Here is a 16,521-nt window from a genome sequence, read left to right on the forward strand (position 1 = left end):
GATCAGTCGTGCTTGCGGGCCACGCGCAGGGAGCCCGGCGGGGGCTCATTGAGCACGGCCCAAAAGACGCCCAGGTCGGAAATGGCCGCCACGAACTGCTTGAAATCAACAGGCTTGACGACGTAGGCGTTCACGCCCAGTTCGTAGCTGCGGAGGAGGTCCGACTCTTCCTGAGACGAGGTGAGCATGACCACGGGCATGCTTTTGAGCAAGGACGAGGCACGCACCGCCTCCAGCACTTCGAGGCCACTGACCTTGGGCAGCTTCAAGTCCAGCAAGACCACGGCCGGGTTGCCCTGGGGGCGGCCTGAGTGCTCGCCCTCTTGCAACAGATAGTCCAGGGCCTGCGCGCCATCGCGCACGATGACCACTTCGTTGGCCAATTGGCTGCGCTCCAGCGCCAGCAGGGTCAATTCAAGATCGCGAGGATCGTCTTCAACAAGCAAGATCGGTTTGAGCATGGTCAGTGAGATGTGGCCTCGGGCCGCTCCTTGGGCAAGGTGAACGAAAAGGTGGCCCCCCGGCCGGGCTCGCCGTGGGCGGACACCGTGCCCCCATGGCGCTCGATGACACGCCTGACGTTGGCCAAGCCAATGCCGGTTCCTTCGAATTGCTCCGCGGCATGCAGCCGCTGGAACACCCCGAACAATTTGTTGACGTATTTCATGTTGAAACCCACGCCGTTGTCGGCCACCTTGATCAGGTATTCATCTGGCGATTCCTCGCAAGTGACGGACACATAAGCAGGATCCTTGCCTTGCGTGTACTTCACGGCATTGCCAATGAGGTTGCGCATCGCGATGTGCACGAACACCACGTCGGCCTGAACAACGGGCAAGGGGCCGATGTCCCATTGAATCGAGCGTTCAGGATGGTCGAAGGAAATTTCCTTGACGAAGTCGCGCACCACTTCGTTCAGATCGACGGGGACTTTGCGCAAAGCCGTGCGCCCCATCTTTGAAAAACTCAAAAGCGCATCGACCAGCTCACCTGCAAATCGTGCGGCATCTTTTACATGCGCCAAATGCCGCTTGCCCCGTTCGCTGAGAGCCTCGTGCTCGTTGTCGATGAGCATGTCGGCATAGCCCGAAATGTGGCGCAAGGGTGCCCTCAAATCATGCGAGACCGAATAGGAAAATGCCTCCAGCTCTTTGTTGATGCGGCCAAGTTCGCCGGCCAGTTCGGCCATCTCTTCGGCACGCCTCAGCACAATGGCAAGCAAGGCATGCCGGAGTTGCTCGGCCGCGTCCAGCTCTCCAGGCTGCCACGGAAGGCTGCGGCCACGAACGATCTGCCGCCAGGTGTCGAAACTTTGCCTCGGATGCAGCCGGCCCGTGGACGCGGCCACGACGACGCCCTTGCGGGGATCGCCCGCCCAGTCGATGGTCTGGGCCACCTCCTGGCGGAACCAGATCACCAAATGGCGGTGCACCTGCGAGATCGACACGCTGAGCACGCCACAAGCCACGTCGGCGAACGCCTCGGCGGCCGGGTAGACATCCACCAGCGAATCGCAACTGAACACGCTCTTGCCGTGGTTCAGCAACCAGGTCGCCAGCAACTGCAATTTCTCCGTGTCGGGGACGCGTCCGATGGTGCGGCACTCGTCGTTGTGGACGATGGCCGCGCCGTCGGCATTGGCAAAGCGCAGCAGATCGACCCCCGAGTCCAACAGGCCACCCAGGCTGCCCTTGTCATCGCTCAAGGCTGCCAGCAAAGACACGAGGATGCTGCGCAACTCCAGCCGGTGGCGGATGGCCTGACGCTCCTGTTTGGCCTCGACCTGCAAGGACAGGATCTGCCCCAGGTGCTCGCAAGCCGTCCGCACCTCGAAGCCCACATTGCGCGGCTGGGCGTCGTGGCAAGAGATCAAGCCCCACAGTTCACCTCGGACCACGATCGACACCGACATGGAGGCCAGCGTGCCCATGTTGCGCATGTACTCCAGGTGCACCGGCGACACGCTGCGCAGCACGGCGTGGCTCAGGTCGATGGGCCGGTCATCGGCCACCCCGTTGGCCGGCGAGAGCAAAGGCACTGGTTCGTAGGACGCGCTGGGAATGACCCGGATGCGGTTGAGCAGGTACAACTCGCGGGCCTGGCGCGGGATGTCGCCGGCCGGAAACCACTGGCCCAGGTGCGAGGTGTAGGCCTCGTCCCGGTCCTCGCCCAGCACCTCGCCATGGCCAGCCGCGTCGAAGCGGTACACCATGGTTCGCCCAAAGCCCGTGATGCGGCGCATTTCCTCGGCGGCCAATTGGCACAGCTCCTTGACACTGTCTGCATCCTGCAGACGCGAGACAAAGACCCGCATCATGGGGTAGATCATTGGAAAGCGCCGCGGATCCGCATTGTCCGAAGCCTCCAGCTCGAGGATCAGGCGGCCATCGTGTTGATGGACCAGTGCATTGAAGCGAGGGCCAACCGCCTCAACTTGTCCGACCAGGTAGTTGCCCACCAGATAAGGCGTTTCAGTGACGATGCCGGTTTGCAGGGCATGTGCAAGGTCTTGCACCAGGGCTTCACCGACATGCCGCGCCAGGGGCAGCCGCACCAGGTCTTCCGCGGGGACCTGGAACAGTCGCGGCAGGTTGGCGCTGTATTGAAGGATGCGCAAATCGGCCCTGTCCAGACACATCAGGTAGCCGTGCGGCTGAATGCTGCCTGGGATGCGGATGGGCTCCCGGTCGCAGTCGGTCAAATCGGTCGTGTTGTTTGAGTCATCCATGGCGCAACGCGATCTTGAACCACCGGTTCAAGGCCGAAAAGGTTTGGGTGGCGGCCAGCACGGCCTGGTCCTGCTCAGATTCGGTGGGCAGGTGCTCGCTCAGCAGCGCCTTGAAGCGCAGCCACAAATGGCCGGTCTGGTCACCATGGCCCGCGAAGAAAGAGGCGCCCGACGAGGCGTCCATGCCGAGACGTTCGTTCAGATGGCGGCTGATGTGTCTGGCACCGAGCGTGGAGCCTTCGGTCACGTACAAGGCGCCCAAAGCGGCCGCTGGACTGTCGATGCAGGGCCAGTCGGCGCAGACGGGCAAGCCACGGATGTCGGCAGACGAGAGACCCAGCCGCGCCAGGTCGTGGCTCAGGCGTGGGGCGCGCCAACGGGGCGCCAGTTCCGCGCGGAGCGCCGCCGACAAGGCATGGTCGATGCGTGCCTCGATGCCTGGCCAGAAGCCCTGGAAGGCGCCCAGCACGGTCAGGTAACGCGCGGTCGTGTCGATGCCCATCAACTGCACGACGTCTTCCACCTCGGCATGATCGGCCGCGGTTTCGCGCTTCAAGCGTTCGGGCAAGCTGCAGGGCACGAGGGCCTCCTGGGCGGCTTTGGGAGGGGCTGTGGCAATCATTTTTCAAGTATGCCCGCAAGCCAATTTCAGGGCGTCCTCACGGGACAAAGGAGGCGGCTCCCCACATCAAGCCGGCAGCGGCCAACGCCCGATCACGGTGTACTGGGCCCGGCCCATCAGACTGCGCACGAGCACGAACTCCCGCGCAGACCAGGCGATGGGATCGATGAGTCGCTCGTCCACGGGACGGTCCCCGTACAGCAGGGTCAGGTGCGGCGTGTAGGCCGCCCGCGGGCCTTTGACCAGCCCCGCCTTGATCAGGCCCATCTCCAGGGCCGATTGCAAGGCCATCACGCCGGCCAGGCTTTCATCGCCCCGCAAGACCAGAGGCAGGCGGCCCGGCTTGCCAGAGAAGGTCGCCACGCGGTCGAACCCAAGGACGAAAGAAGGCACCACCAAGCGCGCAGCCACATCGGACGCGGCAACCACGATGTGGGCGGGCAAGCCAACATAGTCGCCCAGGTGGTGCAAGGTGACATGAAGCCGTTCGGCGGGAATCGGCTTGGCGACCAGCCCATGGTCGCCTCGCAAGCGCCGCGTCAGCGAGGCGACGCGGTCCCTGGCAGCGGCCTCGGGCAGCAGCGCGAAGAACAGGCGATCGGTGGGCTCGCTGGGTGCATCGAAGCCATCGAGTGAAATCTGATCCGCCATGGCGCTGCGTGTCCGTTTGTTAAAGAGGTTTACCCGACCACGGGTTGATCAACCACCAAGGGGCGCGTGATGCGCCTGAGGCCGGGATCGAGCGAGAGCTCACGCACAGCCTCATGGCGTTCCTGCGGGGTCATGGCCACGAGCGTCTCGACCTCGCCCCCAACCATCGTGGCCACGGGCACCCCGTCGCGGTACAGCACCCGCGATCCGGCCGTGCGGGGCAGCTTCGGGCCTGGCAGCACCGTGCCGAGCAGGTTGGCTGGGTCGGCTGCAGCCAGGCAGACCAGCCCCGCATCAGGGGGCTGACGCCGCACTTCGCGCATCCGCGCCACGGCTTCGGGCAGCGCGAACTGTTCGCCCGACAGACCGGCGATGAAACGCCCGCCACGCAGTTCGCCCCGTGCCTCCAAACGGCGGCAGACCCGCACCAGCTCACGCCACTTGGGCAGCCAAGCGGCCTCGCGTTCGAGCAAGCGCCAGGCCAGGACACCATGTCGGCGCAACAAGGTGCGCACCAGGTGCTCGAGGTCTTCGGGAGCCGGCACGAGCGCCCCACCCTCCCCGTCCGGCCTTGGCTGCTGGCGCACCAGGGACCAACGCCCGGCATCCTCGATGCCAAACAGCGGCCGATGGCGGTGCCTTGAGCGGCCGGACGAATGGTTGGAGGGCCGTTTCGAGGCGGGCACCATCAGGGCACGCAAGCCGGCGAAGCTGTCGCAGCTGACGCGTCCACGCGCCACCAACTCGGCCAGGGCATCTTCCAGTTCGGACTGCAGCAGGCGGGTCCCTTGCAGCATCTCGTCGAAGAAGGACGCCCCGTGTGCCGACAAGTAGTCGGCCAGGCGTTGCGCGCGCGAGCCCAATTCACCCTCATCGGCAGGCAGTGGCGCCATCCGAGCCCACAAGGCGGCCTGGCGACGGGGAAGCAGCAGCACAGGCGTGAGCCGCAAGGACGCGCCGCCGCCCTTCCCCAGGCCAGCCGCCGCCGTGGATGGGCGCAGCCGCGTCCACATCGTTCGGCCGGCGGTGCACAGGTCGTCCAGCCAGGCGCTTGAATAATCGCGCAGCCGGGCGGGCAGGATCTCGGCCTCCCATTGGCCCGCAGGCGCCTCGTAACCTTCGAGCAAGGCCAGCACCGCCGGCAAGGCCTCGGGCCCCTCGACTTGGCTGTTCGGCCCCACCTGTTGCCAATCGAAAAGGAAGCGCATGAAATCGCGCGGCTCGACCGGCTCGATCTCCTGCCGCAAGCGCTTCAAGGTGTAGCGGTGGATGCGCGCCAGAAGATGGCGTTCGCACCATTCGACGCCCTGTGCGCCTGGCGTGAACCGCCCCTGCAAAACCGCGCCTTCGGTCTGCAGGCCCAGCAAGGCCTGCTCAACCTCGTCGCGCGCCAGCTGAAGCTGCGACATCAAGGCCTCGACCGACACCGGTCCCAGCCCACCCAGCCGCGAGCGCAGCAGATCGCGCAGCAACTCCTCACGGCCACCAACTGGCAAGGCGTATTCGGCCGGCGGCTCGATGGCCGGCTGAGCACGGGCTTCGGGGTACAGCACCCGGGCCTCGGCCAGGCGCTCCGCCGCCGACCACAGCCCATGGGACAAGCGCGTGGCGCGCCCAGAGCGGGCCAGGTCCTGAAGCCAGTCCAGCCAACCTTCGTGATCAGCCGCTTCCTGGTCGGTGAGCACCCCCAGCATGACCAAGGCCTCGTGCATTTCGTCGGCATCGCGCACGCGCGGCCAGGCCTCTTCGCGCACGCTCGCGATGGCCTCAGGATCAAGTTGACCCAGGTCGTCGGCGCTGTCGGGGTCGGCGTAACGGCGGCTTTGCACGGCCAGGGTGCGCCGCTCTTCCAGCGGTGCGTCGTCCAGGAAGGCGTAAGGTCGCGCGTTCAAGGCCTCGGCGGCGATGGGCGACGGGGCGGCCAAGTCACGCGCGATGATGTCAACCTCGCCAGCTTCCATGCGGCGCAGCAGTGCGAGCCAGCCTTCGGCGTCCATGGCTTCGTGCAGGCAGTCGTCCAGCGTCTGTGCCACCAGTGGGTGGTCGGGGATCTCGCGCTCGCCCACGATGTTCTCCAGGCAGGCCACCTGGTCGGGGAACACCGCCGCCAGCAGGTCTTCCGACTTCATGCGCTGCAATTGCGGCGCCACCTTGCGCCCGCCACGGAAGCGCGGCAAGGCCAAGGCGGTGGTGGCGTTCCAGCGCCAGCGCACACCGAACAGGGGCGCATCCAGCAAGGCCTGGATCAGCACACCCAGGGCCGAGTTGCTGTGCAGGTAGCGGGCCACTTCGTCCAGCGGAAAACTGTGGCTCGTGGAGAGCGACAGCACGATCGCGTCTTCGGTCGCGGCCGCCTGCAGCTCAAAGTTGAACTGGCGGCAGAAGCGCTTGCGCAAGGCCAGGCCCCAGGCGCGGTTCAGTCGGCTGCCCCGTGGCGAATGGATCACCAGCTGCATGCCACCCGACTCATCGAAGAAGCGCTCGAGCACGACCCGCTCTTGCGTCGGCAGGACGCCCAAGGCGGCCACGGTGCGCCCCAGGTAGTCGATCAATTGCCGCGCCGCCGACTCGTCCAGCGCCAAGGTGTGGCGGGCCCAGGCCACAGCCTCATCGGGCGTGCCGGCCCGCCATTGCCGTTCGACATCGGCCCGAAGGCGCGACACCGCGAAAGACAACTCGTCGGTGCGGCCCGGCGCCTCGCCCAGCCAGAAAGGGATGTTGGGCGCGGCCCCCTGTGCATCTTCGACGCGCACCTTGCCCGGTTCGATGCGCAGGATGCGGTAACTGGTGTTGCCCAACTGGAAAACATCACCCGCGATGCTCTCGACCGCGAAATCCTCATTGACGGTGCCGATCTTGTCCGCTTGAGGCTCCAGCATGACGGTGTAGTCGCCCGCCTCGGGGATGGTGCCGCCGGACGTCAAGGCCGTCAGCCGCGAGCCCTTGCGCTCCCGCAGTCGATGGTGCACGGCATCACGGTGCACGTGGCCAGCGCGCGGCCCCTGACGGGTGGTGAAGCCCTCGGACACCATGCGCACCACCTCGGCATAGCGCTCGGCCTTCAAGTCGCGATACGGCCAGGCGCGCTTCACCAGGTCGAACAACTCGTCTTCGTTCCACTCCTGGCAAGCCACCTCGGCGATGATTTGCTGGGCCAGCACATCAAGCGGCGCGGGCAGGATGTGCAAGGCATCCAGTTCGCCGCGGCGCACGCTGTCGAGCAAGGCCGTGCACTCCACCAGCTCATCGCGCGATTGCGGGAACAGGCGTGCCTTGGGCGTGCCGCCGACCTGGTGGCCCGACCGCCCTGCCCGCTGCAGGAAGGTGGCGATGGACCGGGGCGAGCCCAGCTGGCACACCAAATCCACATCGCCGATGTCCAGGCCCAGTTCCAGCGACGCCGTGGCCACCAGCACTTTCAGCTCACCGCGCTTGAGGCGCTGCTCGGCCAGCAAGCGCGCCTCCTTCGACAGGCTGCCGTGGTGCGCCGCCACGGCTTCGCGGCCCAGCCGTTCCGCCAAATGCCGCGCCGCCCGTTCGGCCATGCGCCGCGTGTTCACGAACACCAGCGTCGTGCGGTGCGACAGCACCAGTTCAGCCACCCGGCCGTACACCTGCTCCCACTGATCGTTCGACATCACCACGCTCAGCGGGGTGGGCGGCACCTCCAGCGCCAAATCGCGTTGCCGTGTGTAGCCGATGTCGATGATTTCGCAAGGCGCGCCCCCGGTCAGGAAACGGGCCACTTCGTCGATCGGCTTTTGCGTGGCCGACAGACCAATCCTGACGACCGGCTCCACGCACAAGGCCTGCAGACGCTCCAGCGTCAGCGCGAGGTGGCTGCCGCGCTTGCTGGCCGCCAGCGCGTGGATTTCATCGACGATCACCGTGCGGACGGTCGACAGCATGCGCCGGCCAGACACCGAGCCCATCAACACGTACAAGGATTCGGGGGTGGTGACGATGATGTGCGGCGGCCTGCGCAGCACCTGCTGCCGTTCGGCGGCGGGCGTGTCCCCCGTTCGCACCGCGGTGCGGATCGCCACATCGGGCAGGCCAAGCGCGGCCAGTTCAGCCCGGATGCCTTCGAGCGGGGTCTCCAGGTTCAGGCGGATGTCATTGGACAGCGCCTTGAGCGGCGACACGTAGACCACCACCGTTTCATCGGGCAGGCCGCCGGGCGCCAGGCCACGCCTCACCAGCCCATCCAGCGCCGCCAGGAAAGCGGTCAGCGTCTTGCCCGCCCCCGTGGGCGCCGCCACCAGGGTGTGGCTGCCGCGCTGGACGGCAGGCCACGCCGCGACTTGCGCAGGCGTCGGCGCGGGAAAGGCCTGGTTGAACCAGGCCTGGACAGCCGGGTGGAAGGTGTGGAGTGGCACGGGGAAAAGATCGGGACGGACTGCGCGATATCAAGGCATGGTCGCCCATCCTAAATGCACCAATTGAGCGCATCGACGCGCTCATCATCCCTCATCCGGTGCATCGCATGCACCTTCTGTGGGGCATCTAGGGTGGTTTGCCCCTGGAAAATTCTGGCACACCTATTGCATCAATGGCCTCGTGGGCTCGAAGGTACTGTCGCCAGCGCGCACACACATGGTCTCCGCTAACGACGGCGGAAATCAGCCGGATCCCGTGATTGTCATGGAGTTCATCCGGCTGCTTATCCCAAATTGGTTTTGGGCAATCCCGGTGGCTCGGCCACCTGCTTGCCCGCCACCTACTTATCCGTCGGAGTACACATGAAGATCGTCATCGTTGGCCATGGCATGGTTGGCCACAAGTTCCTCGAAAGCCTGGCCGAGACCGGCATCCAGAACGCCGAAGTCACGGTGTTGTGCGAAGAGCCCCGCGCCGCCTACGACCGCGTTCACCTCTCCGAATTCTTCTCTGGCAAAACGGCCGAAGACCTGTCCCTGGTCGAAGATGGCTTCTTCGAACGCACAGGTTTCACGCTCCGACTGGCCGCCCGTGCCGCCTCCATCGACCGCCGCGCCCACACCGTCACCACGGCCGATGGCGAAGTGCTGCCCTATGACAAGCTGGTGCTGGCCACCGGCTCCAGCCCCTTCGTGCCGCCCGTCCCGGGCCGCGACCGCCCCAACTGCTTCGTCTACCGCACCATCGAAGACCTGGAAGCCATGACCGAATGCGGCGCGCGCTCCAAGAGCGGCGTGGTGGTCGGCGGCGGCCTGCTGGGCCTGGAATGCGGCAAGGCCCTGGTGGACCTGGGCCTGAAAACCCACGTGGTGGAATTCGCCCCGCGCCTGATGACCGTGCAGGTCGACGATGGCGGCGGCCGCGTGCTGCGCAACAAGATCGAAGCCTTGGGCGTTCAGGTGCACACCAGCCGCAACACGGTCGAGATCACCGATGGCGCCACCGCCCGCCACCGCATGGTCTTCGCCGACGGCACCTGGCTCGAGACCGACATGATCGTGTTCTCCGCCGGCATCCGCCCACGTGACGAACTGGCCCGCCAATGCGTGCTGGCCATCGGCCCGCGCGGTGGCGTGGTGATCGACAGCGAATGCCGCACCAGCGACCACAACATCTACGCCATCGGCGAGTGCGCCTCCTGGAACGAGCAGACTTTCGGCCTGGTCGCGCCCGGCTACGACATGGCCCGCGTGGCCGCCAGGCACATCGCCGGTCAAACCGACGTCGCCTTCGTCGGCGCCGACATGAGCACCAAGCTCAAGCTGATGGGCGTGGACGTGGCCAGCATCGGCGATGCCCAGGGCAAGACCCCCAACTGCCGCTCTTTCCAGTACGTGGACGAGATCAAGCAGATCTACAAGAAGATCGTGGTGAGCGGCGATGGCAAGCAGTTGCTGGGCGCCGTGCTGGTGGGCAATGCCGATGAATACGGCACCCTGCTGCAGATGGCTCTGAACGGCATCACCCTGCCCGAGTCGCCCGAGTTCCTGATCCTGCCTTCCAGCGATGGCCAGGCCAAGCCCGGCCTGGGCGTCGATGCCCTGCCCGACAGCGCCCAGATCTGCTCGTGCAACAACGTCACCAAGGGCCAGATCTGCGCCGCCGTGTGCGATGGCGCCACCGACATCGGCAAGCTCAAGGCCTGCACCAAGGCCGGCGCCACCTGCGGTGGCTGCGTGCCCCTCGTCACGCAAGTGATGAAGTTCGAGATGAAGAAGCAAGGCATGGAGGTCAACAACCATGTCTGCGAGCACTTCGCCTATTCGCGCCAGGAGATGTACCACCTGATCCGCGTCGGCGAGATCCGCACCTTCGACGACCTGATCGCCAAGCACGGCAAGGGCCTGGGCTGCGATGTCTGCAAGCCCGTGGCGGCGTCGATCTTCGCCTCCTGCTGGAACGACTTCGTGCTGAAGAAAGACCTGGCCGGTCTGCAGGACAGCAACGACTACTACCTCGGCAACATCCAGAAGGACGGCACCTACTCGGTCGTGCCCCGCATGGCGGGCGGTGAAGTCACGCCCGACGGTCTGATCGCTGTGGGCCAGGTCGCCAAGAAGTACGGCCTGTACACCAAGATCACCGGCGGCCAACGCGTGGACCTGTTCGGTGCCCGCGTCGAAGAGCTGCCCTTCATCTGGGAGGAACTCATTGCCGCCGGCTTCGAATCCGGCCACGCTTATGGCAAGTCGCTGCGCACGGTCAAGAGCTGCGTGGGCTCGACCTGGTGCCGCTATGGCGTCGGCGACAGCGTCGGCCTGGCGGTCGAATTGGAGAACCGCTACAAGGGCCTGCGCTCGCCGCACAAGATCAAGTTCGGTGTCTCGGGCTGCACACGTGAATGCGCCGAAGCGCAGGGCAAGGACGTCGGCATCATCGCGACCGAGAAGGGCTGGAACCTGTATGTGTGCGGCAACGGCGGCATGAAGCCCCGCCACGCCGAACTCATCGCCTCCGACCTGAACAAGGAAGAACTCATCAGCCTGATCGACCGCTTCCTGATGTTCTACGTGCGCACCGCCGACCGCCTGCAACGCACCAGCACCTGGCGCGACAACATGGAAGGCGGCCTGGGCTACCTGAAGGACGTGCTGCTCAACGACAGCCTGGGCCTGAATGCCGAGCTCGAAGCGCAGATGCAGCACGTGGTCAACACCTACCAGTGCGAATGGAAGACCGCGGTCACCGATCCCGATGTGCGCAAGCGCTTCCGCTCATTCGTGAACAGCGACAAGAAGGATGAGCACGTGATGTTCGTGCAGGAGCGCGGCCAGATCCGCCCGGCCCGCCCGGAAGAGCAGGCCATCGCCGCGCCGAGCTTCGCACCCACCGAACTCGCCTGATCGATCTTTCAAGGACTTCACCATGACCACCGACACCTTGAACTGGACCGCCGTGTGCGCGGTCGATGACATCCTCCCCAACACCGGCGTTTGCGCGCTGGTCGAGGGCCGGCACGTGGCGGTCTTCCGCGTCGGGCAAAGCCAGTTCTTCGCCATCGACAACGTGGACCCCAAGTCGAACGCCAGCATCAACGCCCGCGGCCTGCTGGGCAACCTGGGCGAGCGCACCGTCGTCGCCTCGCCCATGTACAAGCACCATTTCGACCTGCGAACTGGTGAATGCATCGAATCGCCCGAATACTCGGTGCGCGCCCACGAGGTGCGCGTCGAGGATGGCCGGGTGCTGGTCGCCGTCGAATGAAAATTTGAGGGCTGCCAGCGGGCCGCCGGCACGATGCCGGCAGGGAAATTGCGGACAATGGCGGCTGTGATCCAGCCCCCGCTGTTCGTGAATTTTCCGCCCGCCCATGCAACTGACCGTTTCCCACCTCGTCCTGCGCGCCAAACAACTCGACCTTGAGGCCGTGCAGCATCTGGCCGGGCGCGTCGAATTGGCCGGTGTCATCGGGCAGTTGATCCACACCCTGCAGACCGAGCGTGGCGCGAGCAGCATCTACCTGGCCTCGGGTGGACAGCGTTTTGCCGCCGAGCGACAGGCGGCCGTGGACGAAGCCCGACCCATCGAAGCCACCTTGCGCACCTTGCTGGCCACGCAGTTGGCGCCCGCCCAAGGCGCCACGGCCCGCATGCTCTCCCTGATGGCCTGGGTGCTGCTCGACCTGGACGCCCTGGCCGACCTGCGCCAGCGCATCGACCAACACACCCTCACTGCGCACGATGCCGTGGCCGCCTTCAGCCGGGTGATCGCCGGGCTGCTGGAACTGATCTTCCACGTGGCCGACGCCGCCCTGCACCCCGAGGTCTCGCGCCTGCTGGTGGCCTTTGTTCACCTGCTGCAAGGCAAGGAGGCCGCGGGCCAGGAGCGGGCCGTCGGTGCGCCCATGTTCGCTTCAGGCAGTTGCAGCGAGGCGCAGCAACAGCGCATCGTCCACTTGATCGACGCACAGGAGCGCAGCCTGCAGGTCTTCGAGGAGTTCGCAGAAGCCGCCTTGCGCGCACGCTGGCAGCAGCACCAGTTGACGCCCAAGGTGGCCCACCTGGAACGACTGCGCCGAACCCTGTGCACGGCCAAGCCCGGGGCCTCGCTTGACAAAGCGCTCAGCGACTCCTGGTTCGAGGTCACCAGCGAACGCATCAAAGAAATGTGGCAGCTTCAGAACGAGTTGGTGCAATGCCTTCGTCAGTCCTGCGAGGCCCGCATCCATGCGACCCAGCAAGACCTGCTGGACTCCGAAGGCCTGCTGCGCCAATTGCGCGACAATCCCCCGCCCCACACCAACGCCGTCGACCGCTTCTTCAACGCCACCGAGCAGCCGGAGGCCGCCCCCGTCCTGGGCGCCATCTCAGACGGTTCGGACGCCACCATGTCGTCCTTGGTGGGCCTGCTCGAAACGCAGTCGGCCCGCTTGGCCAGCATGGAGGTCGAGCTGGACGCCGCGAGGCGGGCCTTGCACGAACGCAAGGTGATCGAGCGCGCCAAAGGCGCCTTGATGTCCCGCTTGGGCCTCACCGAGGAAGCCGCATTCAGGGCGCTCCAGAAAACTTCCATGGACCACAACCGCCGCTTGCTGGACGTGGCCGAGGCCACGCTGTCCTTGCCCGACCTTGCTTTTGCAGCCCAGACGCCCAAGACGCACCAGAATTGACCATCGCGCACCAGTTCAGCCCACCAAAGCGACCTTGAGCGCTGAATTCCGGGCACAGAACGTGCATACCCTGTGTCGTCGGGCTAAAGGCGGCTCGGCAACGCACCACGGTGACACACCGTGGTCGCTTTTCTACTCGTGGATAACGGCGTCCCCGTCCCGCATCGCTTCGGCAGATGTGAGGTGGGCACGCCGTTTTTGCTTTTTCGCTCTTCATTTTCCAAAGGAAGTCCCATGGCCTACCTCGCCCCCGCCGAGTTCGTGACCAAGATGGTCGATGCCGGTGAGTCCAAGCTGCTGATGTCCACCCGCGACACGCTGATCCGCTCCTTCATGGCCGGTGCCATGCTGGCACTCGGTGCGGCCTTCGCGGTGAGCATCACGGTGAACACCGGCAATCCGCTGCTGGGCGCCCTGCTCTTTCCTGGCTGCTTCATCCTCCTTTACCTGCTGGGTTACGACCTGCTGACTGGCGTGTTCACCCTGGCCCCGCTGGCCGTGTTGGACAAACGCCCCGGCGCCACCTGGGGTGGCGTGTTCCGCAACTGGACGCTGGTGTTCTGTGGCAACTTCGCGGGCGCCTTCATGGTGGCCGTGTTCATGGCCATCATCTTCACCTTCGGCTTCACCGAGGCGCCCAACGCCATCGGCGTGAAGATCGGCCACATCGGCGAGGGCCGCACGGTGGGTTATGCCGCGCACGGCGCCGCCGGCATGCTGACGCTGTTCATCCGCGGCGTGATGTGCAACTGGATGGTGTCCACCGGCGTGGTGGCGGCCATGATGTCCACCTCGGTGTCGGGCAAGGCCATCGGCATGTGGATTCCCATCGCCCTGTTCTTCTACATGGGCTTCGAGCACAGCATCGTCAACATGTTCCTGTTCCCCTCGGGCCTGTTGCTGGGCGGCAATTTCACGCTCATGGACTACCTGGTCTGGAACGAGATCCCCACCGTGATCGGCAACCTGGTTGGTGGCCTGACTTTCGTGGGCGCCACCTTGTACTCCACGCACTACAAGACCGCGCCCAAGCGCGTCGCCTGAAGACGATGAGCCCACTGGTGGCCTCATGAGCGCACGGTTGCGCGTCACGCTCGGCCAGCATTCGCAGGCCGGGCGCAAGCCCGCCAACCAGGATTTCCACGGGGCGGCAACGCCCTCGGAGCCGCACCTCGGCACCAAGGGCATCGTGGTCGCCCTGGCCGATGGCATCAGCAGCAGCGCCGTCAGCCAGATCGCCAGCGCCGCCGCGGTGCGGGGCTTCCTGGACGACTACTACTGCACGTCGGAAGCCTGGTCGGTGCGGCGGGCGGGCCAACGCGTTCTGCAAGCCACCAATTCCTGGCTCCACGCACAGACCCAACGCAGCGATGCCCGCTTCGACAAGGACCGGGGATATGTCTGCACTTTCAGCGCCCTGATCTTCAAAGGGCGGCAGGCCCACCTTCTGCACGTGGGCGACACCCGCGTCTACAGGCTGCACGCGCAAGCGCTGGAACAGCTCAGCGAAGACCACCGCGTCCGCGTTTCCTCCGTCGAGACCTACCTGGGCCGCGCGCTGGGCGCCGGCCCTGCTGTCGAGATCGACTACCGGAGCTGGGACACCGAGGTGGGCGAGGTCTACCTCCTGGCCACCGACGGCGCCTACGAGTACCTTGACGCGCCCACGGTCCACACGGCCCTGGCGCAGCATCCCGACGACCTGAACGAGGCCGCCAGGTCGCTCACGACCACCGCCCTGGCGCGCGGCAGCCAGGACAACCTCACCGTGCAACTGGTGCGCATCGATGCGCTGCCAGAAACTTCGCCCCAGAACCTGCCGGCCCAGAGAGAGGGCTTGAAGCTCCCGCCCGCCCTTCGCCCGCGCGCCCACTTCGAGGGCTACACCATCGTGCGCGAACTGCACGCCAGCTCACGCAGCCACGTCCACCTGGCCGTGGACCACGCCAGCGGCCAACAAGTGGCCCTGAAAACACCCTCCGTGGACCTGCGGGAAGACCCCGCCTACCTGGACCGTTTCCTCCTGGAGGAATGGATCGCGCGGCGCATCGACAGCGCCCACGTCATCAAGGCCTTCGACACGCCCCGCCCGCGCGAACACCTGTACGTGGCCATGGAGTACATCGAAGGCCAGACATTGGCCCAGTGGATGACCGACCATCCCCGGCCGGACCTGGACACCGTGCGCGGGCTCATCGAACAAGCGGCCAAGGGTCTGCAGGCGTTTCACCGCAAGGAGATGCTCCACCAGGACCTGCGCCCCGAAAACCTGATGATCGACCGGACCGGCACCGTCAAGATCATCGATGTGGGCTCGGCCCACGTGGCCGGCCTGACCGAAGGCACCGCGGAGGCTTTGCCACAGGCCCTGGCCGGCTCCCTGCAATACACCGCACCCGAATACTTCGTGGGGGGCGTTGGCAGTGCACGGTCCGAGTTGTTCTCGCTGGCGGTCCTCGCCTACCAGATGCTGACAGGCCACCTGCCCTATGGCCTGCAGATCACCCAGTTGCGCTCACCGGCAGATCTTCGGCACCTGCGCTACATCGCCATGCGCGAACGCCGCCCCGACCTGCCGCCCTGGATCGATGCCGTGCTGCGAAGAGCGCTCCACCCTCAGCCGTCCAAACGGCAAGAAGCGCTCTCGGAGTTCATCCACGATCTGCACAATCCGAGCACGCAGTACCAAGGCCACCGGTCTTCCCCGCTGATCGAGCGCAACCCAGTCGTGTTCTGGCAGAGCCTCAGTCTGTTGCTGGCGATCGCGGTGCTGGTCTTGATGGGATTGCTGCTGTCTCGCCAGTGACCACGGTTGGGCCTCGCCATCCCTCGGGCCAACACACGGCTTGGGGTGCGAACAGCTCCTTCAAGGCGAGCAAGTCTTCGGGCGTGTCCAGATCGTCGATGTAGGCACGCTGGGTCGCAAGCATGGGCTTGACCAAGTGTGGGTGACCGCGCAGCCAATCCCGGATGCCAGCCTCGGGTGGCGTGCTCAGCACCTGCCGCACAGCCGAGGCTGACAACAGCACCGGATGCCCCCGCACGCCACCGACCACCGGCATCTGTGCCTGGATGCATGCCGGGCGCCCCCGCCAGGCCCTCAACAAGGCATGAACGTCGTGGGCCACCAGCCTGGGCAGGTCGGCCAGGACCAGCAGCAGATCATGGTCGGGGTGCCGCTCAAGGTGGTCTTCAAGCGCCAGGCGCTGCGACCCGACCAGGGTCGAGTCCGGATGGCCATGCATCAGCACCCTTGCATCCGCGCGCTCCACCAGCGGCGCCAGGGTTTCCGGGTAAGCACCGAGCACCACGCTCACCGAGGCCAGCCCGGCGCCACGCAACGCAGCCACCATGCGCTCCATCAGACTGAAGCCACCGATCTCCAAGGCCGCCTTGGGTCGGTGGCCCAGCCTACGCCCCAGGCCAGCGGCCAGGATGGTGGCGGCCACTGGCGCGGCGTTCGTCTTCACG

Annotated in this window: 11 protein-coding genes; 5 read left to right on the plus strand and 6 right to left on the minus strand. The window is 65.9% G+C overall.

Annotation, left to right across the window (positions count from 1 at the left end):
* Positions 1–2: 2 nt before the first annotated feature.
* The 5 genes from ACREB4_RS06615 to ACREB4_RS06635 all read right to left on the minus strand — a co-directional run bounded on the left by ACREB4_RS06615 (position 3) and on the right by ACREB4_RS06635 (position 8,380).
* Positions 3–461, minus strand: coding sequence for a response regulator (locus tag ACREB4_RS06615; protein WP_431587412.1), 459 nt, complete (start codon positions 459–461; stop codon positions 3–5).
* Positions 462–463: 2 nt separating this feature from the next.
* On the minus strand, positions 464–2,728 hold the full coding sequence (locus tag ACREB4_RS06620; protein ID WP_431587413.1) for an ATP-binding protein: 2,265 nt from the start codon (positions 2,726–2,728) through the stop codon (positions 464–466).
* Positions 2,721–3,308, minus strand: a complete 588-nt coding sequence (locus ACREB4_RS06625) for a biliverdin-producing heme oxygenase (protein ID WP_431587414.1) — start codon at positions 3,306–3,308, stop codon at positions 2,721–2,723. The genes ACREB4_RS06620 and ACREB4_RS06625 overlap by 8 nt, the downstream gene beginning before the upstream one ends.
* 108 nt (positions 3,309–3,416) lie before the next feature.
* Positions 3,417–4,001, minus strand: a complete 585-nt coding sequence (locus ACREB4_RS06630) for a 2'-5' RNA ligase family protein (protein WP_431587415.1) — start codon at positions 3,999–4,001, stop codon at positions 3,417–3,419.
* 29 nt (positions 4,002–4,030) lie between these two features.
* The gene (locus tag ACREB4_RS06635) at positions 4,031–8,380 is read right to left on the minus strand and encodes a DEAD/DEAH box helicase (protein ID WP_431587416.1); all 4,350 of its coding nucleotides are present in this window, start codon (positions 8,378–8,380) and stop codon (positions 4,031–4,033) included.
* 363 nt (positions 8,381–8,743) lie between these two features.
* Here ACREB4_RS06635 and nirB point away from each other — a divergent pair, with 363 nt between their 5' ends.
* From nirB to ACREB4_RS06660, 5 genes are all read left to right on the plus strand, one after another.
* Positions 8,744–11,284 (plus strand): nitrite reductase large subunit NirB, encoded by a 2,541-nt coding sequence (gene nirB, locus ACREB4_RS06640; RefSeq protein ID WP_431587417.1) that lies wholly within the window; start codon positions 8,744–8,746, stop codon positions 11,282–11,284.
* A 22-nt stretch (positions 11,285–11,306) separates the two neighbouring features.
* On the plus strand, positions 11,307–11,645 hold the full coding sequence (gene nirD, locus ACREB4_RS06645; RefSeq protein WP_431587418.1) for a nitrite reductase small subunit NirD: 339 nt from the start codon (positions 11,307–11,309) through the stop codon (positions 11,643–11,645).
* A 106-nt stretch (positions 11,646–11,751) separates the two neighbouring features.
* Entirely contained in the window at positions 11,752–13,050 is a 1,299-nt protein-coding gene (locus ACREB4_RS06650; RefSeq protein WP_431587419.1) for a nitrate- and nitrite sensing domain-containing protein, read from the plus strand.
* A gap of 234 nt (positions 13,051–13,284) precedes the next feature.
* Positions 13,285–14,094, plus strand: a complete 810-nt coding sequence (locus ACREB4_RS06655; protein ID WP_431587420.1) for a formate/nitrite transporter family protein — start codon at positions 13,285–13,287, stop codon at positions 14,092–14,094.
* A 25-nt stretch (positions 14,095–14,119) separates the two neighbouring features.
* Positions 14,120–15,856, plus strand: a complete 1,737-nt coding sequence (locus ACREB4_RS06660) for a protein kinase domain-containing protein (RefSeq protein WP_431587421.1) — start codon at positions 14,120–14,122, stop codon at positions 15,854–15,856.
* Here the strand turns inward: ACREB4_RS06660 and ACREB4_RS06665 are convergent.
* Positions 15,795–16,520 (minus strand): nucleotidyltransferase family protein, encoded by a 726-nt coding sequence (locus ACREB4_RS06665; RefSeq protein ID WP_431587422.1) that lies wholly within the window; start codon positions 16,518–16,520, stop codon positions 15,795–15,797. The genes ACREB4_RS06660 and ACREB4_RS06665 overlap by 62 nt on opposite strands.
* Position 16,521: the final 1 nt, after the last annotated feature.

This window comes from Aquabacterium sp. (assembly GCF_050725395.1).
Classification (GTDB): Bacteria; Pseudomonadota; Gammaproteobacteria; order Burkholderiales; family Burkholderiaceae_C; genus Aquabacterium.

Coding starts and splice junctions, on each gene's coding strand:
- ACREB4_RS06630 (WP_431587415.1), bottom strand. CDS start 4,001: ATGGCGGATCAGATTTCACTCGATGGCTTCGATGCACCCAGCGAGCCC.
- ACREB4_RS06660 (WP_431587421.1), top strand. CDS start 14,120: ATGAGCGCACGGTTGCGCGTCACGCTCGGCCAGCATTCGCAGGCCGGG.
- nirD (WP_431587418.1), top strand. CDS start 11,307: ATGACCACCGACACCTTGAACTGGACCGCCGTGTGCGCGGTCGATGAC.
- ACREB4_RS06655 (WP_431587420.1), top strand. CDS start 13,285: ATGGCCTACCTCGCCCCCGCCGAGTTCGTGACCAAGATGGTCGATGCC.
- nirB (WP_431587417.1), top strand. CDS start 8,744: ATGAAGATCGTCATCGTTGGCCATGGCATGGTTGGCCACAAGTTCCTC.
- ACREB4_RS06620 (WP_431587413.1), bottom strand. CDS start 2,728: ATGGATGACTCAAACAACACGACCGATTTGACCGACTGCGACCGGGAG.
- ACREB4_RS06615 (WP_431587412.1), bottom strand. CDS start 461: ATGCTCAAACCGATCTTGCTTGTTGAAGACGATCCTCGCGATCTTGAA.
- ACREB4_RS06650 (WP_431587419.1), top strand. CDS start 11,752: ATGCAACTGACCGTTTCCCACCTCGTCCTGCGCGCCAAACAACTCGAC.